This window comes from Aeromonas sp. S9(2024), assembly GCF_041403185.1.
GTDB classification, from domain to species: Bacteria; Pseudomonadota; Gammaproteobacteria; order Enterobacterales; family Aeromonadaceae; genus Aeromonas; species Aeromonas enteropelogenes.
In genome coordinates this window covers 94,958-111,154 of the sequence record NZ_JBGLRE010000001.1, presented here as the reverse complement: position 1 = coordinate 111,154, position 16,197 = coordinate 94,958, and the positions used below count along the sequence as shown (strand labels likewise).

15 protein-coding genes and 1 tRNA gene are annotated in these 16,197 nt (G+C 62.1%); 10 read left to right on the top strand and 6 right to left on the bottom strand.

What is annotated here, in order from left to right:
* The first annotated feature begins 4 nt into the window (after positions 1–4).
* From ACB028_RS00455 to ACB028_RS00440, 4 genes are all read left to right on the top strand, one after another.
* Positions 5–1,348 (top strand): dihydroorotase, encoded by a 1,344-nt coding sequence (locus tag ACB028_RS00455; protein WP_268854808.1) that lies wholly within the window; start codon positions 5–7, stop codon positions 1,346–1,348.
* A 195-nt stretch (positions 1,349–1,543) separates the two neighbouring features.
* Positions 1,544–1,620: transfer RNA gene (locus tag ACB028_RS00450), tRNA-Pro, on the top strand.
* Between the two features lie 151 nt (positions 1,621–1,771).
* Positions 1,772–2,242 carry a hypothetical protein gene (locus ACB028_RS00445; protein WP_371143207.1) on the top strand — a complete coding sequence of 157 codons (471 nt, stop codon included), beginning with the start codon at positions 1,772–1,774 and terminating at the stop codon, positions 2,240–2,242.
* A 205-nt stretch (positions 2,243–2,447) separates the two neighbouring features.
* Positions 2,448–3,707: a dicarboxylate/amino acid:cation symporter gene (locus tag ACB028_RS00440; RefSeq protein ID WP_042025500.1), complete on the top strand. Its 1,260-nt coding sequence runs from the start codon at positions 2,448–2,450 to the stop codon at positions 3,705–3,707.
* Positions 3,708–3,796: 89 nt separating this feature from the next.
* On the opposite strand, the gene ACB028_RS00435 is transcribed toward ACB028_RS00440, so the two are convergent.
* Positions 3,797–4,252, bottom strand: a complete 456-nt coding sequence (locus tag ACB028_RS00435) for a helix-turn-helix domain-containing protein (RefSeq protein ID WP_082043419.1) — start codon at positions 4,250–4,252, stop codon at positions 3,797–3,799.
* Positions 4,253–4,395: 143 nt separating this feature from the next.
* Here ACB028_RS00435 and ACB028_RS00430 point away from each other — a divergent pair, with 143 nt between their 5' ends.
* On the top strand, positions 4,396–4,950 hold the full coding sequence (locus tag ACB028_RS00430) for a flavodoxin family protein (protein ID WP_371143206.1): 555 nt from the start codon (positions 4,396–4,398) through the stop codon (positions 4,948–4,950).
* Positions 4,951–5,006: 56 nt separating this feature from the next.
* Here ACB028_RS00430 and ACB028_RS00425 read toward each other — a convergent pair whose 3' ends face one another.
* Positions 5,007–5,609: a DUF924 family protein gene (locus ACB028_RS00425; protein ID WP_371143205.1), complete on the bottom strand. Its 603-nt coding sequence runs from the start codon at positions 5,607–5,609 to the stop codon at positions 5,007–5,009.
* Between the two features lie 112 nt (positions 5,610–5,721).
* Between ACB028_RS00425 and ACB028_RS00420 the strand changes: the two genes are divergently transcribed.
* Positions 5,722–6,636 (top strand): DUF808 domain-containing protein, encoded by a 915-nt coding sequence (locus ACB028_RS00420; RefSeq protein WP_042025503.1) that lies wholly within the window; start codon positions 5,722–5,724, stop codon positions 6,634–6,636.
* Between the two features lie 96 nt (positions 6,637–6,732).
* The gene (locus ACB028_RS00415) at positions 6,733–8,541 is read left to right on the top strand and encodes a M3 family oligoendopeptidase (protein ID WP_371143204.1); all 1,809 of its coding nucleotides are present in this window, start codon (positions 6,733–6,735) and stop codon (positions 8,539–8,541) included.
* A 57-nt stretch (positions 8,542–8,598) separates the two neighbouring features.
* On the opposite strand, the gene ACB028_RS00410 is transcribed toward ACB028_RS00415, so the two are convergent.
* Entirely contained in the window at positions 8,599–10,005 is a 1,407-nt protein-coding gene (locus ACB028_RS00410) for a nucleobase:cation symporter-2 family protein (RefSeq protein WP_223380325.1), read from the bottom strand.
* A gap of 484 nt (positions 10,006–10,489) precedes the next feature.
* Here ACB028_RS00410 and ycfP point away from each other — a divergent pair, with 484 nt between their 5' ends.
* The 3 genes from ycfP to ACB028_RS00395 all read left to right on the top strand — a co-directional run bounded on the left by ycfP (position 10,490) and on the right by ACB028_RS00395 (position 13,108).
* Positions 10,490–11,029: an alpha/beta hydrolase YcfP gene (ycfP, locus tag ACB028_RS00405; RefSeq protein ID WP_026457291.1), complete on the top strand. Its 540-nt coding sequence runs from the start codon at positions 10,490–10,492 to the stop codon at positions 11,027–11,029.
* Between the two features lie 74 nt (positions 11,030–11,103).
* Complete coding sequence (locus ACB028_RS00400; protein WP_026457292.1) at positions 11,104–12,396, top strand: NAD(P)/FAD-dependent oxidoreductase; 1,293 nt, start codon at positions 11,104–11,106, stop codon at positions 12,394–12,396.
* A gap of 64 nt (positions 12,397–12,460) precedes the next feature.
* Positions 12,461–13,108 carry a hypothetical protein gene (locus tag ACB028_RS00395; RefSeq protein WP_216992048.1) on the top strand — a complete coding sequence of 216 codons (648 nt, stop codon included), beginning with the start codon at positions 12,461–12,463 and terminating at the stop codon, positions 13,106–13,108.
* 248 nt (positions 13,109–13,356) lie between these two features.
* Here the strand turns inward: ACB028_RS00395 and ACB028_RS00390 are convergent, their stop codons facing one another.
* The 3 genes from ACB028_RS00390 to pflA all read right to left on the bottom strand — a co-directional run bounded on the left by ACB028_RS00390 (position 13,357) and on the right by pflA (position 16,194).
* Entirely contained in the window at positions 13,357–14,547 is a 1,191-nt protein-coding gene (locus ACB028_RS00390; RefSeq protein WP_371143203.1) for an OmpP1/FadL family transporter, read from the bottom strand.
* 116 nt (positions 14,548–14,663) lie between these two features.
* On the bottom strand, positions 14,664–15,305 hold the full coding sequence (locus ACB028_RS00385; RefSeq protein ID WP_042025555.1) for an energy-coupling factor ABC transporter permease: 642 nt from the start codon (positions 15,303–15,305) through the stop codon (positions 14,664–14,666).
* Positions 15,306–15,396: 91 nt separating this feature from the next.
* On the bottom strand, positions 15,397–16,194 hold the full coding sequence (gene pflA, locus ACB028_RS00380; RefSeq protein WP_026458147.1) for a pyruvate formate lyase 1-activating protein: 798 nt from the start codon (positions 16,192–16,194) through the stop codon (positions 15,397–15,399).
* Positions 16,195–16,197 lie beyond the last annotated feature (3 nt).

The following is a 16,197-nucleotide window of genomic DNA, read 5'->3' as shown; positions in this document are numbered from 1 at the left end:
CCCCATGAACAAACTGCTTATCAAGAATGCCACCCTGGTCAACGAAGGCCGCATCTATGCCTCCGACGTATTGATCGAGGGGGAAAGGATTGCCCGCATCGCCCCGCAGATCGAGGCTCCCGACGCGCTGGTCATCGATGCCGCGGGCCGTCACCTCATCCCGGGAATGATCGATGATCAGGTCCACTTCCGGGAGCCGGGGCTGACCCACAAGGGGACCATCGCCAGCGAATCCCGGGCCGCGGTTGCCGGCGGCACCACCAGTTTCATGGAAATGCCCAACGTCAATCCCCAGACCACCACTCTCGAAGCCCTCGAAGCCAAATACCAGATAGCCGCCAACGCCTCCGTTGCCAACTACAGCTTCTACCTCGGCGCCACCAATGACAACCTGAGCGAAATCAAGCGCCTCGATCCCAAGCAGTCCTGCGGGGTCAAGGTGTTCATGGGCTCCTCCACCGGCAACATGCTGGTGGACAACCAGGAGACCCTGGCGGCAATTTTCCGCGAGAGTCCGGTGATGATCGTCACCCACTGCGAAGACACCCCGACCATCGCCCAGGCCGAAGAAGCGGCGCGGGCCAAGTGGGGCGAGAACGTGCCGATGGGCGAGCATGGTCGCATCCGCAGCGACGAGGCGTGCTACAAGTCCTCCAGCATGGCGGTGGCGCTGGCGAAAAAATATGGCGCCAAACTGCACGTGCTGCACCTCACCACCGCCAAGGAGCTGTCGCTCTTTACCGCCAGCCACGACCTGAGCGAGCTGAAAGACAAGAACATCACCGCCGAGGTGTGTGTCCACCACCTCTTCTTCAACGACGCCGATTACGAGACCCTGGGCAGCCAGATCAAGTGCAACCCGGCGGTGAAGAGCGCCGCGGATCAGCGGGCCCTGCTCGACGCGGTGCGCAACGACGTGCTGGACATCATCGCCACCGACCACGCCCCCCACACTTGGGAAGAGAAGCAGAACAGCTACTTCAAGGCGCCGTCCGGCATTCCCCTGGTGCAGCACTCCCTGCTGGCGCTGCTGGAGCTCTACCACAACGGCGTCTTCACCCTGGAAACCATCGTCAAGAAGACTTCCCACGCGGTGGCCGAGCGCTTCCAGGTGCAGGATCGCGGTTATATCCGCGAGGGCTACTTCGCCGATCTGGTGCTGCTGGATCTGGGCAAGCCCTACGTGGTCAACGATGACAACATCCTCTACCACTGCGGCTGGTCGCCGTTCAACGGCTACCGCTTCCACAGCACGGTGGAGATGACTCTGGTGAATGGCCAAGTAGCCTGGCAAAACGGTCAGGTCAGCGATCAGGTGCTGGGCAAGCGACTGACCTTCAACCGTTGAGCCGGTTGATGAGGGGACGCGAGCAGGAGCTATTGGCCTTTAAGCCCTGCAAGCGGGCAGATAATGGGCTGATGGCGGCACTTTGAGCGCAGATTGCTCGCAAAGCAGGCGAACGCATCGTTGTGGCGGTTTCTTTGTTGACAGGGGGGGAGCATCTCCATAAACTCAGCCCCCGTCAGCTCAGACTGACTTCGTCGGCGTGTAGCGCAGCCAGGTAGCGCACTGTCATGGGGTGTCAGGGGTCGGAGGTTCAAATCCTCTCACGCCGACCATCATTCCCCGAATAAAGGCCTTGCCTTGTGACAAGGCCTTTTTCTTTTTCCGGTATTCCCCTTGCTGGCCTCGCGCTCGGCGATTGTCTCGCTCGCCGGCCTGTGCTCTAGTAACGGCGTCTTTCCATCAGCCTTGCGCCGGAGGCCTCTCTTGTCTGCATCCATCCTCGCCCCTGTCCGGTGGCTGTTGCTGGCGACCTTGCTGCTCGGCGGCTGCGCCACCTCCTATCACAGTGAAAAATCCTTCTGGAACGGGCAAACCGGTTTCTCCCAGACCCGGCTTGGCCCCGCCACCTGGCAGCTGGAGTTTGTTGGCAACGATCTGGTGGACAGGGAGACGGCTCGCAAGTACGTGCTCAAGCGGGCAGGGGAGATGACGCTGGCCGAAGGCTATCGGCGGCTGCGGGTGGATGAGCTGACGATCAGCCGGGACGCCATCCGGGTGACCCCCTCGCGCCCCGTCTTCGGCTTCGACGAGGATGAGCCGGATCCTTTTCTCGATGAGATGCATGTCCAGCACACTACCTCGGCCCTGCTGGTGTTTACCCTCGACAATGAGGCGACGGACAAAAACAGTCTCTCGGCTGAATATCTCGCAAACATAGAAATAAACAGCGATTAATATAATGGTTCGGCAAGATGTAGATAATATACATCTGGCAGTAGCATGAAATTCCGGAGCCAGGCTCTGGATTTACCCCTCGCTTTTAGGCATGCTCCCAGCATACCGACTATCCGGAGTCAACGGGTCGGATCACAAAAACGGACTTTAGTGGCACCCACTGCCACTGATGAAGGCTTGTATCACTCTCAATCGAGAAACCCCCATGAAAATGAATAAGCTGACGGTCGCCATCCTCATTTCGATGATGTTTGGCATCCTCACCGGTCAGGGTTATCGTCTGTTTGCCGCCGATCAGGCGGCGGATTTCGCCAGCAACATCACGATTCTTACCGATATCTTCCTGCGACTGATCAAGATGATCATCGCCCCCCTGGTCTTCAGCACCCTGGTGGTCGGCATCGCCAAGATGGGCGATACCCGCACCGTGGGCCGCATCGGTGCCAAGACCCTGGGCTGGTTCATGCTGGCCTCCCTGATGTCCCTGAGCCTGGGGCTGGTGATGGTGACTCTGCTGCAACCGGGCGTCGGCCTCTCCCTCTCCCTGCCCGATGACACCGCCAGCTCCGGCATTGCGGTGGGCGCCATCACCCTGAAAGACTTTGTCACCCACGCCATTCCCAAGAGCGTGGTGGAGGCCATGGCCACCAACGAGATCCTGCAGATCGTGGTGTTCTCCCTCTTCTTCGGGCTGGCCGCTGCCGCCCTCGGGGATCTGGCCAAGCCGGTGGTCGTGCTGATGGCCAGCGCGGCGGAGATCATGCTGAAGGTCACCGGCTACGTGATGAACTTCGCGCCATTCGCGGTGTTTGGTGCCATCTCCGCCATGGTGGCCAAGGAGGGGCTCGGCATCCTGCTGACCTACGGCAGCTTCATGGCCCAGTTCTATCTTGCCTTGGGCTGTCTCTGGTTGCTGCTGGTCGCCATGGGCAGCCTGTTCCTGCGCGAGCGGGTGCTCAAGCTGCTGGCCATGATCCGCGAACCCATCCTGCTGGCATTTTCCACCGCGAGCTCCGAGGCGGCCTATCCCAAGACTCTGGATCGGCTGGAAAAATTCGGTTGTGACAAGCGCATCGCCAGCTTCGTGCTGCCCATGGGCTACTCCTTCAACCTGGATGGCTCCATGATGTACTGCACCTTCGCGGTGATGTTCATCGCCCAGGCCTATGGCATCGAGCTCTCCATGGCCCAGCAGATCACCATGCTGTTGCTGCTGATGGTCACCTCCAAGGGGATGGCCGGGGTGCCGCGCGCCTCCCTGGTGGTGATTGCCGCCACCCTGAACCAGTTCCATATTCCCGAAGCCGGCGTCTTGCTGCTGCTGGGGATCGACCACTTCCTCGACATGGGTCGCTCCGCCACCAACGTGCTGGGCAACGCCATCGCCGCGAGCGTGGTGGCCAAGACCGAGGACAGCCTGGGCGAGACAGTGGTGCAAGGGGAGAGTGAACCCGTCAAGGTGTGAGTCTGCTTCAGGCCGACCGCTGGTGTTGGCCCCTGACCTGAAAAAATCCCCGTCATGACGGGGATTATTTATTGGCGCCTGGCTGGCCGTCAGTCGCCGTTCTTGTTATTCCCGGGATTGGCGGGTTTGTTGAGCGGGGGGAGGAAGCGCAGGGGCGGCCGGGCGCGCTCCTCTTCCTCGGCTGCCTGGGTTTCGTCGAAACGCAGCTGGGCCGCCAGCAGGGTCTCGACGTGCTGCTGGGCCCACTGGGAGACCTGCTCTATGGTGTCGGCGTAAGAGCGACCGAGCTCGGTGAGGCGGTACTCGACTCGCACCGGCATCGAGGGGTAAACCTCCCGCGCCACCAGGCCGTCTCGCTCGAGCAGCTTGAGCTTTTGTGACAGCACCTTCTGGGAGATGCCATCTACCTCCCGCTTGATCTCGTTGAAGCGCAGGGTCGGTTGCTGGCGCAGCAGGCCGATGATGAGCAGTACCCAGCGCTCGGCCAGCCGGTCGAAGAAGAGGCGGGCTGGGCAGTGGCGGGAGTAGACGTTGTAATCGGACATGGTTTCCTCCGAGTAACCAGGGCACCTTGGCGCCACTCATTGGCGACCAGGTTTCTTAAAGATACCATCTTCCTTGATGACGGCTCCATCCCGGGGCCGCCTTTTTCTGCAGCATGCAGTTCGCACTCGCAAGGAGAGAGCAGATGGCCAAGACAGCCGTGGTCTATTTTTCCGGTTATGGGCACACCCGCCGTGTGGCCGAAGAGGTGGCGCTGGGCGCCGGCGCCGAGTCAGTCGTCATCGATGAGCAGGGGGAGATCTCTGCTGAAGCGTTCGCCGCGCTGGACGCTGCCGACGCCATCATCTTCGGCGCGCCAACCTACATGGGCGGCGTGCCCTGGCAGTTCAAGAAGTTCGCCGACGCCAGCTCCAAGGCCTGGTTTACCCGCGCCTGGCAGGACAAGGTATTTGGTGGCTTTACCGTGAGCGCCAGCCTCAACGGTGACAAGCAGGTGACCCTCATTTACCTGCAGACTTTGGCCTCCCAGCATGGTGGTATCTGGGTCAGTCTGGGGCAGTTGCCCTCCAACACCCAGGCGGCTACCCGTGCCGATCTCAACAGCTTGGGCGGCTCGGTGGGGTTGCTGGCTCAGGGCCCGTCGGACGCCGGAGCCGACGCTATACCGAGCGGGGATCTGGAGAGCGCCCGGCTCTACGGCGCCAGGGTAGCGTCGGTGGCGGCGCGCCTGCGCGGCTAGAGCATCGGAACATGACAACGCCAGGGGAGCCCCTGGCGTTTTTTATGAAGTGAGGGTTAGAAACCGGAACCGGGTTGTTGCAGGAAGGCGGCTTCGTCTTCGCTATCGGGGCGACCCAGGATGGCATTGCGGTGAGGGAAGCGGCCGAAGCGTTCGATGATCAGCTGATGGCGGCGGGCAAAGTCGGCAAAGCCGGCGAAGGTGGTGAGGGCGGGCCCTGCCGCCTGCTCCGTTGCCAAGGCATCGAACAGTGCCACGCTGCGGGCCTGCAGCTCACGGGATTCCGCATGCTCGAGCGGCAGATAGAAAAAGACCCGGGCCAGCGGCGAGAGGGCCCGATCCGCCCCCTGTGCCAATCCCTGCAAACAGAACTCTCGGGCCTTGGCATCCTGGGCGAAGGCAGCCGGAGTGCCGCGATGGATATTGCGCGGCAACTGGTCGAGCAGCAGGATCAGCGCCAGCCGCCCGGCGGGAACTTCGGCCCAGTCGCCGAGTCGGCCGTTGGCTGCGGCCTCAGCCAGTTCGCCGAAGCGGCTGGCCAGCATGCTATCCGTCGCCGTGTCTTTGCCCCACCAGAGCGGGGCTTGCCGTTTGGCCCGGGCCGCATCGTCGGCATCATCGCCAAACCAGAGATCGAGCAGGGGCTGCCAGGGTTGCATAAAGACTCCTTGTATCAGGGGGATAAGGCTCAAAAGGGGCGACGTGCTTGCTGCCGACGGCGCCGCTTATCGTTACACTGTGACATCTTTTGCCCGAAATGAGGAATTCCTGATGGCCGGAACCAGTTTGTTGGCCCTGCTCGATGATATTGCCAGCGTGCTCGATGATGTTGCCCTGATGACCAAGGTGGCAGCCAAGAAGACCGCCGGGGTGCTGGGGGACGATCTCGCCCTCAATGCCGAGCAGGTCTCCGGGGTGCGGGCCGAGCGGGAGCTGCCGGTGGTGTGGGCGGTGGCCAAGGGATCGCTTCGCAACAAGCTTATCCTGGTGCCTGCCGCCATCGCCATCAGTGCCCTGGTGCCCTGGCTTATCACCCCCTTGTTGATGCTGGGGGGCGCCTATCTCTGTTTCGAGGGGGCCGAGAAGCTGGTCCACAAGTTTCTGCCCCACGAAGAGGCACACGCCACGCAGGACGAGCCCATCCCCGATGATCTGGCCGCCTTCGAGCAGCAGAAGGTGAAGGGGGCCATTCGCACCGACTTCATTCTGTCGGCCGAGATCATCGTCATCGCCCTCGGCACCGTACAGGGGGCGAGTCTGGCCCTGCAGCTCTCGGTGGTGGCGGGGATCGCCCTGTTGATGACGGTGGGGGTCTACGGCCTGGTGGGGCTTATCGTCAAGCTCGACGACATCGGTCTGCATCTGCTGCAAAAGCCCGATGGCAGCGCCCTGCGCCGTAGCGTGGGGCAGGGGCTGCTGGTAACGGCCCCCCGCCTGATGCACCTGCTGGCGCTGGTCGGTACCATCGCCATGTTTATGGTGGGGGGCGGCATCCTGATGCACGGCCTGCCCTTTGCCCATCATCTGACCGAAGGCACGGCCGCGGCCGTCGCCACCCTGCCTGCCTTGGGCGCCGTGCTCTCTGCCCTGATCCCGACCCTGCTCAATGCCCTTGCCGGCGTGGTGGTGGGCTTGGTGCTGGTGGTGGTGATGACCCAGGTGGGCAAGCTCAAGCCGGCCAAATAAGGACGCTGTTGTTGCGCGTCACGTTTCACGGGCGGCCCCTGCGCCGCCCTCTTGTTTCGCGGGCCTGGCCCGCCAGATTTTGATGGCATCTTCTTTATGCAGCAAACACCTTACCCCCAGCAGTGGGACAACCGACACATCTATCCCGCCCTCGACTGCCCCGAGCTTGAGGCGGACATGGCGCAGGCCCGCACCAGCCTTGACCAGCTGACCACCTTTATCGGCACCCTGGAGCAGGTGAAAGGGCAGCCCGATGCCCAGCAGGATTTCTTGCGGGAGGTGCGCCTGCGCGCCCGGCGCATCCGCAATATCGGCTGGAACGTCGCCATTCTGGCGGCCTGTCGGGGCAGCCAGGATGCCCGGGATGTGCTCGCCAAGCAGCTGGCCTCCCGCGCCCGCGCCCTCAACGCCGACTTGTTCAAGACCCTGGCACCAGTGGAAGACCTGATGCTGGCGCTGCCGGAGGCGCAGTTTACCCTGCTGATGCAGGATCCCCTGCTCGGAGAGGAGGCGTACCGGTTGCGCCACGAGCGCCTTTTGCAGGATCAGCGTCTGCCGGTGGCGGCGGAGCAGCTGGTGATCGGCCTTGGCACCGACGGTCTGCACGCCTGGGGCAACCTCTACAACGATCTGGTGGGCAAGATCCGGCTGGTGATCGACGGCCGCGAGATGGGGCTGGCCGAGGCGAGCAACCTGCTCTCCAGCCCGGTGCGAGCCCTGCGCCGGGAGGCCTTCGATGCCATCAGCGCCGGCTGGGAAGGGGAGGAGGAGACGGTGGCAGCCATCCTCAACGCCCTTAATGGCTGGCGCCTGGAGCTCTCGCGCCAGCGCGGCCGCAGCCGCCAGCTTGATGCGCTGGATCTCTCCTGTCACCAGAGCCATATCGAGCGGGCAACCCTGGATACGTTAATGGCGCAGACCTATCTCGCCCGCGGGCTGGGGCAACGGGCGCTGGGGCTGATGGCCGGCAAGCTCGGCATCGACGATCTCGGGCCCGAGGATCTGTTTGCCCCACCGCCGGCCGCCAGCAGCCGCGAGATCCCGTTTGAGGAGGCGATCGCCATCATTGCCGAGGCGTTCGCCCGCTTCGACCCCGAGATGGGGGAATTTGCCCGCATGATGGCGGAGAAGGGATGGATTGATGCCGCCCCCACTCCCAACCGGCGCACCGGAGCCTACTGCACCAAGTTTGCCGAGCCGGTGGAGCCGCGGGTTTTCGTCACCTACGCCGGCACCATGGACAACGTCATCACCCTCGCCCACGAGCTCGGCCACGCCTGGCACAACTGGCTCATCCGCGATCTACCCATGAGCCAGCGCGGCTACCCCATGACGCTCGCCGAGACCGCCTCCATCTTTGCCGAGACCCTGGTGCGCCGCGCCCTGCTCGAGCAGGCGCAGAGCCCGGAGGAGCAGCTGGCCATCGCCTGGGCCGAGGCCGAGGGTGCCGCCACCTTCCTGGTCAATATCCCGGCCCGCTTTGACTTCGAGCGCGCCCTGGTGGCCGCGCGCGAGCAGGGTTATGTGCCGGCCGGGCAGCTCAAGGCGATGACAGACGAGGCCTGGGGCCGCTGGTATGAGGGGAGCCTGTGCCGCTATCACCCCATGTTCTGGGCGGCCAAGGCGCACTTCTCCATCGCGGGCCTGGGTTTTTACAATTACCCCTATCTGTTTGGCTATCTGTTCAGCCTCGGGGTTTATCAGCAGCTGATGAGCCGCCAGGGGGCGGGAGAAACGAATGTGGCCGAGGCGTACCGCGCCCTGCTGCGGGACACCGGCCGCATGAGTGCCGAAGAGCTGGTGGCCAAGCACCTGGGGCAGGATATTCGCGAGCCCGCCTTCTGGCAGGGGAGCCTGGCCCTGGTGGCGGCGGCGGTGGATCGCTTCGAGCAGCTGGCGGTGTAACCGCCAGGCATAAGAGGTAAAGGGCCCCGGACGGCATGGCTGTCTGGGGCTTTTTTGTCAGGAGCGCTCCTGCTGTGGCTTGATGGGCCCCACCAGCAGGGGGCGGGTCTGGTGGCTGGTATCGGGCTGATAGCCGTTGAAGAAGAGGTTGAGCAGCACAGAGCTGATGGTGGCCAAGAGGATGCCGCTATGAAACAGCGGCTGCAGGGCGGCGGGGAAGTGCTGGAAGAAGTGGCCCGAGACGGTGGGGATCATGCCGACCCCTAAACTGATTGCGACGATGTAGAGGTTGTGGCGGTTGCTGTTGTAGTCGGCCCGCGCCAGGATACGGATGCCGGTGGCCAGCACCATGCCGAACATGACGATGCCGGCACCCCCCAGCACGAAGGGGGGAATGGAGGCGACCAGCACCGACATCTTGGGAATGAGGCCGAAGGCAAGCAGGATCCCCCCCGACATGACGCAGACCCAGCGGCTCGATACCCCGGTCACGCTCACCAGCCCGATGTTCTGGGAAAACGAGGTGTGGGGGAAGCTGTTGAAGATGCCGCCGATGATGGTGCCTATGCCATCCACCCTCAGCCCGCGCACTATGTCGCCACGGCTGGCCGGATGGCCGACGATATCGCCGAGAGCCAGAAACATCCCCATCGACTCGATGAAGGTAATGAGCATGATCACCGTCAGGGTGGCGATGGAGATGGGGTCGAAGGTGGGCCAGCCGAAGGCGAACGGCACTATGGGGGCAAACCAGGCCGCGTCATTGAGGCCGTCCAGGCTTACCTCGCCCATGGCGATGGCCACCCCGAAGCCAAACAGGATCCCGAGCAGTACCGAGATGTTGCTGAAAAATCCCTTGGTGAAGCGGGTCACCAGCAGGATGAAGGCGAGCACCAGAAAGCTGGTGCCGATGTAGCGCAGGCTGCCGTACTCGGGATTGCCCTTGCCCCCGGCCATCCAGTCGATCCCCACCTGCATGATGCTGATCCCGATGGAGGTGATGACCACGCCGGTCACCACTGTGGGAAAGAGCGGCATCAGACGGCCGATGAGCGGCACCAATAAGGTTGAAAGGATGCCCGCGGCTATGGTGGCGCCGAAGATGCCGGTCAGCCCCAGATCCGGGTTGGCGCCGATGGCCAGCATGGGCATCACGGCGGCAAAGGTGACCGACATAATGACCGGCAGGCGGATCCCGGCAAAACGCCCGATGCCGAGGCACTGGAGCAGGGTGACGATGCCGCAGCAGAAGAGATCCGAACTGATGAGATAGGAGATCTGCGCCTTGGGCAGCCCTAGACTACCGCCGATGACCAGCGGCACCGCCACGGCGCCGGCATACATCACCAGCACGTGTTGCAGGCCCAGGGTGAAGAGCTGACCCGGCGGTAGCATGCGCTCTACCTCATCGACCGGGCGCTGGCGTTGCCCCGCTTGGGGGGAGGGGGGATTGGTCTCGTTCATGAACACATCACTCCTTGCAACCCGGGCGACAGGCGCGGGCAAGATAGTGAAAGCCGAAGCTTCCGGTCATTGCGATCGTCTCTGGACAGGGCCCTTTTTCATCGACACAGGGGATGAGGGGGCCGCGCAGTCGTGGCCAGAGGGAGTGCACAAAGCGTGCTCGCTTGGTTATCAAGAGGTGCAGGGCAGGGGGAAAGAGGGCCGTTTTGCGGAACAGGTCACATCCTGGCGACCAGGATGCCGGGTTGGCGCTGTTTCCAGGTCGGGCGGCGATCTCAGATTGGTAGCCGGGTTATCATTATTCGGCTGCGCCCTCTCAGTTTGATAGAGAATGTGTGCCAGCCGCGCCATCACTGGGGTCGTGCCCCCTGCCAGCGGGGGCATCTGGCGTGATCCAAAGCAAGAAAGCAGGATGTTTTGGTGGCGCATGAGGCTAGCGCGGGGTAGTTTCGATAGAACTGACACAGATCTTGAGGTCTTATCCATGATCATCTATCTGCATGGCTTTGATGCCACCAGCCCCGGCAATCATGAGAAAGTGCTGCAGTTGCAGTTTATTGATGATGATGTGCGTTTCGTCCACTACAGCACGGTTCACCCCCGTCACGACATGAGCCATCTGCTCAAGGAAGTGAAGAAGCAGCTCGACATGAGCTCGGATCCCAAGCCCCTCATCTGCGGGGTAGGGCTCGGTGGCTACTGGAGCGAGCGTATTGGCTTTTTGTGCGGCATCCGCCAGGTGATCTTCAACCCCAATCTGCACCCGGAAGAGAACATGCAGGGCAAGATCGACCGACCGGAGGAGTATGAGGACATAGGTACTAAATGTGTAACTGAATTTCGTAAGAAAAATTCAGGAAACTGCCTGTGCATCCTTTCCGTTGCGGATGAAGTGCGAGATAATCGGGACACTGAGCGTGAATTGAAGAACTATTACGACATCGTATGGGATGAGCGCGAGACCCATAAATTCAAGAACATCTCGCACCATCTGCAACGGATGAAGGCCTTCAAAGAAGCCTGATCCGGTACGTCGACCGATTTCGTTTTAGGGAGCCGAAGGCTCCCTTTCGTTTTGAGGAACCGAGGAAAACCATCATGATGAATATTGTCGTTGTAGGCGGCGGCGCCGGAGGCCTGGAGCTGGCCACCAGTCTGGGCCGCAAGCTGGGCAAGAAGAACAAGGCCAGGATCACCCTGGTGGATCGCAACCGTACCCACCTGTGGAAACCCCTGCTGCACGAAGTGGCCACCGGCTCCATGGACGCGGGCATCGATGCCCTGAGCTACCAGTCCCACGCCAAGAACCACGGTTTCGACTTCCAGCTCGGCACCCTGACCGATATCAAGCGTGAAGAAAAGCGCATCGTACTGGCGCCCATCCACGACGAAAATGGCGAAGTGGTAGTCCATGAGCGCGAGCTGCCCTACGACTACCTGGTGATGGCCATCGGCTCCGTCTCCAACGATTTCAATACCAAGGGCATCAAGGATCACTGTATCTTCCTGGACAGCCCCTCCCAGGCGCACCGTTTCCACAACAGCATGATGAACCGCTTCCTGCAGTTCGCCACCGAATACCAGCCGGGCGACAAGGTGAAGATCGCCATCGTGGGTGGCGGCGCCACTGGCGTCGAGCTCTCTGCCGAGCTCTACAACGCGGTAGAGCAGCTCTACGCCTACGGCTTCAAGAACCTCACCACCGACAGCCTCAAGGTCACCCTGGTGGAAGCTGGCCCCCGCATCCTGCCGGCCCTGCCGGAGCGCATCAGCGGCGCCGCCCATCAGGAGCTGGTCAAGCTCGGCGTGGATGTGCGTACCGCCACCATGATCACCGAGGCGACCGCCGAGGGTCTGCACACCAAGGATGGCGAGCTCATTGAAGCAGACCTCATGGTGTGGGCGGCCGGCATCAAGGCTCCGGATTTCATGAAGGATATCGCCGGCCTTGAAACCAACCGCATCAACCAGCTGGTGGTGAAAGAGACCCTGCAGACCACCCGTGACGAGAATATCTTTGTCATCGGTGACTGCGCCGCCTGTCCGCAGCCGGATGGCAAGTTCGTGCCGCCGCGCGCCCAGTCCGCCCACCAGATGGCGACCCAGGCGTTCAAGAACATCCTGGCCAAGATGAATGGCGGTGAGCTCAAGCCTTACCTCTACCACGACCACGGCTCCCTGGTGTCGCTGAGCCGCTTCTCCACCGTGGGTAGCCTGATGGGCAACCTGATGCGTGGCTCCATGATGGTGGAGGGTTACATCGCCCGTCTGGTTTACATCTCCCTCTACCGGATGCACCAGATCGCCCTGCACGGCTACATCAAAACCGGTCTCATCATGCTGGTGGGCCGCATCAACCGGGTACTGCGCCCGACTCTGAAGCTGCACTGACAGCGACCAGGACCCGGCGGCTGCCGGGTCCTACCCATCTTGTAACCATCGACGAGGCACGATCATGAATACGACCTCTTGCGAAAACATCCCTTTTCTCGGCCTGACCGGCCCCTTAAGCATCCTGCTGCGCGCCACCTGCGACGTGTTGTTTCTCCTGGTTCTGACCCTGGTGCCGGCCGTGACGGTCGTGCTCGATCTGCACTGGTTGCACAACGGGGTCGGGGAGGACTCCATCACCGAGCTGCTGCAGGAGGGAGTGCTGCTCTCCATCGTCATCGGCCTGTACTGGAAAGGGCGGACCATACCGGCGGTACGCGCCTTTCTCTGGCTGCTCGCCGGTTTCTTTGGTTGCCTGCTGATCCGCGAACTTGACGTCTACTTCGACAGGGTGTGGCACGGCTTCTGGCTATATCCGGCCCTGCTGTTGGCCAGCCTGACCCTGGTACATACCTGGCGTCACGGGCGTGACACCCTGCTAAGCGGTGGTGTCCAGTTTGTCCGGCACAGAAGCGCGCTGTTCGCGCTCTTTGGCCTGCTGCTGGTCGCCGTCTTCAGCCGCGTGTTTGGCAGCGGCTCCCTCATCTGGAACGATCTGCTGGGCATGGACAGTGGCTTCGATTTCAAAACCGCGCTGCAGGAGGGGATCGAGCTGCTGGGATATAACTATGTGGCCTACGGGATCCTCACCCAGGGTGGTTACATGCGCTGAGGCGCACTCCCTGCCAATCTGCGGTCAGCCTTCTCATCTGGCCGCATGTCTCTCTACTCCTTTCTTGACGCCCGGCTTTGTCGATAACGCCGGGCAATGCCTCTTCGGCCGCACCGCTCTGCCATCTTGTTCATGTTGATTGGAACGATGAGCCGGGCTTGTGGCGGGGCCAGCGAAAGAAGCCGGCCCCGGCGTACATGACGGGTGACAAGAGAAAGGGGCTTCTTGCCCCTCGATCATGCCTCTTGTCAGAACTGCTTGCTGTAGTTGACCGCGAAGAAATAGAACTTGGGGTTGTCGTAGCTGCCTGATAAGTAGTCCGCCTGGACGCTGGCGCTCTCCTGATCGATGTACTCCATGGCGGCCCCTATGCTCTCCCTGGGATTGAGGGCATATCTGGCCCCGAACCCGACCCGGACGGCGGCGCCGCTCGGAATGGTCAGGGAGGTCTTGTCCTGATCCTTGTAAACGCTGCTGTCATAGGCCAGCCCGCCATTGAGCACCCACTGGGGTGTCAGGGTGTGCTGCAGCCCCACGGCCACGTGATAGGTATCCTGGAAGAGCCCCTTGTTCCCCTTGCTGACGCCGACGATGCTCACGTCGTTGCCGTTGTAGCGGCTCCAGTCCTGCCACCCCAGATTGCCCATCAGGGCCCAGTCGGGAGCGAGTTCGTGGTAGCCGCTCAGCATCAGCTGCTGCGGGCTGTTGACCATGCCGGAGATGGGCAGCTGAGCCGAGATCCCGGGCATGTTGGGCCTTTGCAGGGTGATCTGGGTCTGAACGTCAAAGTGATACTTGATTTCACTGCTGTAGCCGAGGCCAAAGCGGGTCGCCGGGGTGAGCTCATAGAGCACGCCAACCTTGCCATTGATGGCCCAGTCGCTGTCGTCGAGCTTGCTCTCGCCGTGGTCTGTCTCGCGCTTGAGGGCGAACAGTCCGTAGTTGAGACCCACTGCCGCTCCGAGGGACCAGTGCTCGTCGATCCGGTAGGCGACGGAGGGTTGCATCGTCAGCGCCATCAGTGTGGCCTCCTTCACCAGCTGTTGCCCGGCCCAACCGCCAAAGTCGAGCCCCAGGCCGAAGTTACCGTAGGTGGCGAAGCCCAGGGTCCAGCGGTCGTCGATCTGCTGGCTGTAGTAGAGGGAGGCAGAGGGAAACCAGCCCACCACGGTATCGACATCTTGCTGGGAAGCGTCCGCCAGATCGTAGGGCACGTCCCCGTAGAGCGCCTGGCCACCCAGGGTGAGATGGCGCCCCTGCAGGCGGCTGAGGCCAGCCGGATTCATGAACTGCACGGTGGCATCCTGTGCCCGCGCGGCCATGCCTGCCGAGGCGAGGCCGACATCATCCGTGCCCGTTTCATAGAGGTAGAGGCCGCCAGCCTGGCTGGTGGCGGTGAACAGCAGACACAGGGACCACAGCGAGTCGAGTCGTTTCATACAAGTTCCTTTTTCATGCAACGTTGAGCCGGGTAGTGAGCACGGGTGATCCGGACAGGCATCGATGGCGCTGTCTCCATTTATATAGGGTTCTGTTTGGGCTGGCGAGAGGAGACTCAGCGCCCCAGATAGGTACGGTCGAAAAAGGTGTTGACCCAGTGGGGGCGATAGATGGCCAGCACCGTCATCGCCATGCCGTTGAGCAGGGCCTCCGGAAACAGCAGGAGTGGCCAGATGGAAAGATAGTCGGCACTGATGGTATGCCAGGGATAGGTACCGCTTACTCCCATCAACAAAGCGCTGGCCACCACCTTGACCGAGATGGTGACGGCGCCGCCGAGAAAGGCCGCGACGAAGAGATAGACGAACAGATGGCGGGGCAGCCAGGCCCAGCTCGCCAGAAACAGCAGCCAGCTGGTGGCCACCGGCAAGCCGATGCCGATGAGGGCCTGCCAGCCAAAATCCGCCAGGTTGGTGACGCCGAAATAACCGAGCACCAGCAGGGTCAGACAAGGTGCGAGCAGGGCCAACCGCCAGCCCAGCAGCAGGGTGAGGGTGGTGAGGCCGAGAAAGTGGACCTCCAGCCCCTCGTGCAGGCCGGCGCGCAAATACCAGAGCGGGATCAGGGCGATGGCGCTGCCCAGCAGCAGATGCTGGTAAAGGGGATTGTCATGGAGGGTTTGCCACAGAGGGCGGCGCAGGCTGAACACCAATAGCAACAGCCAGATCAGCAGGGCGGCGAGTTGTCCTTCACTCATGGGGGCGTCCATTGCCTGGAGAAGTTGCCGGGCAGCCTATTCCCTGCCGCCCGGGCCTGAAGCAGGCTGATGGTCCAGCCTGCCGTTGGCATCAATATTTCACGTTGGGGTGATACTTGCCGATGATGGCCTTGACCCTGTCCATGGTCTCCTTGCTGGGGGGCTTGATACCGCTCAGCTCGTAAGGATCCCCCAGCACGTCCCACTTGTGTTTGCCGAGTTCGTGATAGGGCAGCAGCTCCACCTTCTCGACGCTCTCGCCCAGCTCGGCGATGAACTTGCCCAGCTCGTCGGCGCTCTCGTCGTCGTCGCTCCAGGTGGGGACGACGACGTAGCGGATCCACATGGTCTTGCCCCTGGCGGCCAGGTGACGGGCGAATTCCAAGGTGTATTTGTTGCTGACGTGGGTCAGGGGTATGTGTTTCTCGTCATTGATCTGCTTGATATCGAGCAGCACCAGATCGGTCTGGTCGAGCAGGGCATCGACCTGGTCGTCGAGATGGCGCACGAAACCGTTGGTGTCGAGGCAGGTGTGAATGCCCTTCTCCTTGCAGGCGGTGAAGAGCTCGGTGATGAAGGCCGGTTGCAGCATAGCCTCGCCGCCCGATGCGGTCACACCGCCGCCGGAGGCATTCATGAAGTGGCGGTAGCTGGTGATGTCCTGCATCAACTCCGGCACTGTCACCTCACGGCCACCCTGGGTATCCCAGGTGTCCCGGTTGTGGCAGTACTTGCAGCGCATCAGGCACCCTTGCATGAATACGATAAAGCGGATTCCCGGACCATCGACAGTGCCGCAGGTTTCAACGGAATGGATCCGGCCAATGACCCCCTGAGGCTTGGCTTGTTCGCTGATTTCGACGGCAGGGATCCGGTTAGTGACAGACATAGG